Below are 4,119 nucleotides of genomic sequence, written 5' to 3'. Positions count from 1 at the left end.
CTTTATTTTAAGACGAAAAGGCTACCCAAGAGGGTGGCCTTTTTGCGTTTAGCGAAAAAACTAACTTTGTTTTCCAACTGTTTTCCATGTCTATAGGCTGATAAACTACTTATTAAATGGCTTTATTGAGTATTGAGTAAATGCTTTCCCTTAAAGAGTTTAATACTTTTGGGTTATCAGCCCATGCTAAATGTTTAGATATAGCTGAATCTGCTGAATCTTTATTAGCTTTATGGCAGAAAGCCAAAAGCCAAAAACAACCTGTACTGCTGCTTAGTGGGGGTAGTAATGTCTTATTTACTGAAGATTTTGAAGGAACTGTGATTCTGAATAGAATTATGGGGATTCAATACCAGGAAACTGATGAATCATGGCGCCTACATGTAGGAGCAGGAGAAAATTGGCACGAGTTAGTTTGTTATTCTCTTAAAAATCAGATTTATGGGTTAGAGAATCTGGCATTAATTCCTGGTTGTGCTGGTGCGGCGCCGATTCAAAATATTGGCGCATATGGTATTGAATTTAGAGATGTATGTGAGTACGTAGATGTCCTGAGTCTGGAAACTGGAGAACAAACGCGTCTTAGTGTTGATGAGTGTCAGTTTGGGTATCGAGATAGTGTTTTCAAGCATAAATATCAAGAAAGTTATTTTATTATCTCTGTAGGCTTACTGTTGAAGAAGAATTGGCAGCCGATGTTGAGCTATGGTGATTTGACTAGGTTGTCGAGAGGTAGTGTAACTCCTCAGCAGATCTTTGATTCAGTATGTACAATGCGCACCAGTAAATTACCTGATCCTGCAATAACAGGAAATGCAGGTAGTTTCTTTAAGAATCCAATTGTCAGTGCGGAAGTTGCGGTAAAAATTAAAGAAAATTACCCTGATAGCCCCCAGTATCCTCATGCTAATGGGATGTTCAAATTAGCGGCAGGTTGGCTCATTGAACGGTGTAATTTAAAAGGTTATCGCATCGGTGGTGCATCTGTGCATCTCAGGCAAGCTCTAGTATTGATAAATCAGGGAAATGCGACAGGTAGGGATATAATCGCATTGGCTGCCTATATTCGCCAGCAAGTGATAAGTAAGTTTGGTGTATTACTTGAACCTGAGGTGCGTTTTATTGGTTCTAAAGGCGAAATTGATGCTGTGGAATGTATTTCATGAAAGATATAACCGTACCATTACAATTGATTAAAATTTTGTCTGATGGTGAAGTCCATTCTGGTCAACAACTGGGGCAAGATTTAGGGATGAGTAGGGCTGGAATTAATAAGCATATACAGACAATTCGTAAATGGGGAATTGAACTGGAAACTGCTCCTGGCAAAGGTTATAGCCTCATGGCACCTATGCAGCTACTTGATGAATGCACTATTTTGCAATATTTACCCCAGGATCGTATAGCTGTTTTGCCAGTTATTGATTCGACTAATCAGTATCTACTTGAACGTTTATCTGAGTTAAAGTCAGGGGATGCCTGTGTTGCAGAATACCAGTATGCTGGCAGAGGGAGGCGTGGACGGAAATGGATTTCTCCCTTTGGTAAGAATCTTTACTTATCTATGTATTGGCGTCTTGAACAAGGACCAGCTGCGGCAATCGGATTGAGTCTGGTTGTCGGTATTGTTATTGCTGAAGTATTGCATCGATTTGGCGCTGATAAAATTAGAGTAAAATGGCCAAATGATTTATATCTTGATGACAAGAAGTTAGCAGGAATTTTAGTCGAATTAATGGGAAAAACTGGTGATGCTGCTCAGGTTGTGATTGGTGCAGGTATAAATATTGCGATGGATCATAAGGACGAAGGATCTATTAATCAGCAATGGGTTAATTTGCAGCAGGCTGGAATTGAAATTGATCGTAATAAATTGGCTGTAGAAATAATACTTGATCTGAGGAAAGCTCTAATGCAGTTTGAAAATGAAGGTTTGTCTTCATTTATTTCCCGGTGGTTTGAGTTAGATAATTTTATGGATAGACCAGTAAAATTAATTATTGGTAGTCAGGAAGTTTATGGCATAGCCAGAGGTATTAATCAGCAAGGTGCTTTGTTACTTGATCAGAATGGTGTAATTACTCCATATATCGGTGGTGAGATTTCTTTGAGAGGTTGTTAAGAACAACCGGAAGAGAGATATCTTCCGGGTTCGGAAACTATTTTTACTTACGTAACCTTACGCTTTCAATAGTGTGATTCGTGCCTTTTGTCATGATTAGGCTTGCTCGTTCTCGCGTTGGTAGAATATTTTGTTGCAAGTTTAAGCCATTGATCTCTTGCCAGATATCAGATGCAATGTTTATGGCCTCTTCTTCTGATAACTTGGAATAACTGTGGAAATAAGAATCTGGATCTGAAAAGGCACCCTGACGAAATTTTAGGAACCGACTGATATACCAACTTTGGAGTAATTTTTCTGGTGCGTCGACGTAGATAGAGAAGTCGACAAAATCAGAGACAAATACATGGTGTGGGTCATGGGGATAATCCATACCGCTTTGTAATACATTCAGGCCTTCCAGAATCAAAATATCTGGTTGTTCAATGAACTTTTGTTCATTTGGTACGATATCATAGGTAAGATGAGAGTAAACTGGTGCAGATACTGGTTTGGACCCTGATTTAATATTAGATACAAATTTCACTAGGCTATGCATATCGTATGATTGTGGGAACCCTTTCTTTTTCATCAATCCACGTTCATTTAGCACGCTGTTAGAATGTAGAAAGCCATCTGTAGTAATTAATTCTACACTTCTGTGTTCAGGCCAACGACTCAGCAGTGCTTGTAATAGACGTGCAGTAGTACTTTTGCCAACAGCAACACTGCCAGCAATGCCTATGACGTAAGGGACCTTTTGTCCATCAGTGCCTAGGAATTGTTCGAGTACTGCTTGGCGACGTAGATTTGAGCTGATATAAAAATTAAGTAAACGAGATAAAGGAAGGTAAATCTCAACAACTTCTTCTAAAGAAATTTCTTCATTGATCCCTTTTAAATCAATTAATTCTTCTTTTGTTAATGTCAGTGGAACTGAATCACGTAAGGTTGCCCATTGTTCACGATTGAATTGCAAATATGGAGTAGCCAAAAAAGGTTCTTTTTTATTCATAAACCAACATCTGCCTGTTTGTGCAGGTTGGACAGGTTGTAATAACAATCTGTACCCGACAAAAAATAAATCGCATCATATCGACTGAAGAGCGACAGGCGTAGGCTTTTTTGTATTTTTGGCGGTTTTTTTTGATAAGAAATGCAGAATTGTAAAAAATTGAGTTGTTTTACTTACTGCTAGCTTAGGTTGTTTGTTTAATGATGGAAATTTAACTGACGGCAAATGAAGTAATTTATCGAGTTTTATAGAGGATAATAATCAGTTCCTTAATAGTTATAGATAATTTTTTGTTTATTATTTGGTCTGAATCTATTGAAAAAAGCAGCTGATCAGATAAAAATGAGCGTTTTGTGACCAAATGATCAGGTTGAGGCAATTTTTTTGTTGCATAGAGTGTTCACACTGCCTAGAATGCGCAGCACTTGATGCCGGCATAGCTCAGTTGGTAGAGCAACTGACTTGTAATCAGTAGGTCCCGAGTTCGACTCTTGGTGCCGGCACCATTAAAAATTTGGATAGGGTGGGGTTCCCGAGCGGCCAAAGGGAGCAGACTGTAAATCTGCCGTCACAGACTTCGAAGGTTCGAATCCTTCCCCCACCACCAAACAATCAGATTTAGTCTTGAGTGTTCTGCTCGAGTAGTTACTCCAAGCGAAGCACATTGAGATACATGTACAGTTGATTAAAGTCAGGTAGCCGAGTTCAATGCGGGCATCGTATAATGGCTATTACCTCAGCCTTCCAAGCTGATGATGCGGGTTCGATTCCCGCTGCCCGCTCCAAGATGTGCTGATATAGCTCAGTTGGTAGAGCACACCCTTGGTAAGGGTGAGGTCGGCAGTTCGAATCTGCCTATCAGCACCACTTCCTTATGCCCTTGTCTCCTGGTTTTCTTCCTGTAAGCAATATTCAACAAGCAACTGCTTGGTTGATGTGGTGAAACTACCGATTCCGTGTCTTAGAGGGACAATCTAATGTCTAAAGAAAAGTTTGAACGTAA

3 protein-coding genes and 4 tRNA genes are annotated in these 4,119 nt (G+C 39.5%); 6 read left to right on the top strand and 1 reads right to left on the bottom strand.

The genetic code is table 11. The features are described 5' to 3' along the window. The first annotated feature begins 140 nt into the window (after window positions 1-140). Together murB and birA are read left to right on the top strand one after the other, a co-directional pair. Window positions 141-1,166 (top strand): UDP-N-acetylmuramate dehydrogenase, encoded by a 1,026-nt coding sequence (murB, locus tag LGZ99_RS23545; RefSeq protein ID WP_262979752.1) that lies wholly within the window; start codon window positions 141-143, stop codon window positions 1,164-1,166. After that, window positions 1,163-2,122 (top strand): bifunctional biotin--[acetyl-CoA-carboxylase] ligase/biotin operon repressor BirA, encoded by a 960-nt coding sequence (gene birA, locus LGZ99_RS23540; RefSeq protein WP_262979751.1) that lies wholly within the window; start codon window positions 1,163-1,165, stop codon window positions 2,120-2,122. The genes murB and birA overlap by 4 nt, the downstream gene beginning before the upstream one ends. A gap of 43 nt (window positions 2,123-2,165) precedes the next feature. Here the strand turns inward: birA and coaA are convergent, their stop codons facing one another. Continuing rightward, entirely contained in the window at window positions 2,166-3,116 is a 951-nt protein-coding gene (coaA, locus tag LGZ99_RS23535; RefSeq protein WP_262979750.1) for a type I pantothenate kinase, read from the bottom strand. A 430-nt stretch (window positions 3,117-3,546) separates the two neighbouring features. On the opposite strand from coaA, the gene LGZ99_RS23530 reads away from it, so the two are divergent. The 4 genes from LGZ99_RS23530 to LGZ99_RS23515 all read left to right on the top strand — a co-directional run bounded on the left by LGZ99_RS23530 (window position 3,547) and on the right by LGZ99_RS23515 (window position 3,983). Next, a tRNA-Thr gene (locus tag LGZ99_RS23530) sits at window positions 3,547-3,622 on the top strand. Window positions 3,623-3,638: 16 nt separating this feature from the next. Then, window positions 3,639-3,723, top strand: a tRNA-Tyr gene (locus LGZ99_RS23525). Window positions 3,724-3,826: 103 nt separating this feature from the next. After that, window positions 3,827-3,901 (top strand) — tRNA-Gly (locus LGZ99_RS23520). A gap of 6 nt (window positions 3,902-3,907) precedes the next feature. Continuing rightward, window positions 3,908-3,983, top strand: a tRNA-Thr gene (locus LGZ99_RS23515). The last annotated feature ends 136 nt before the right edge of the window (window positions 3,984-4,119 follow it).

It is taken from the genome of Photorhabdus temperata, assembly GCF_025384845.1.
In the GTDB taxonomy this organism is placed as follows: domain Bacteria; phylum Pseudomonadota; class Gammaproteobacteria; order Enterobacterales; family Enterobacteriaceae; genus Photorhabdus; species Photorhabdus temperata.
This window is presented reverse-complemented; position numbering and strand designations above follow the sequence as displayed.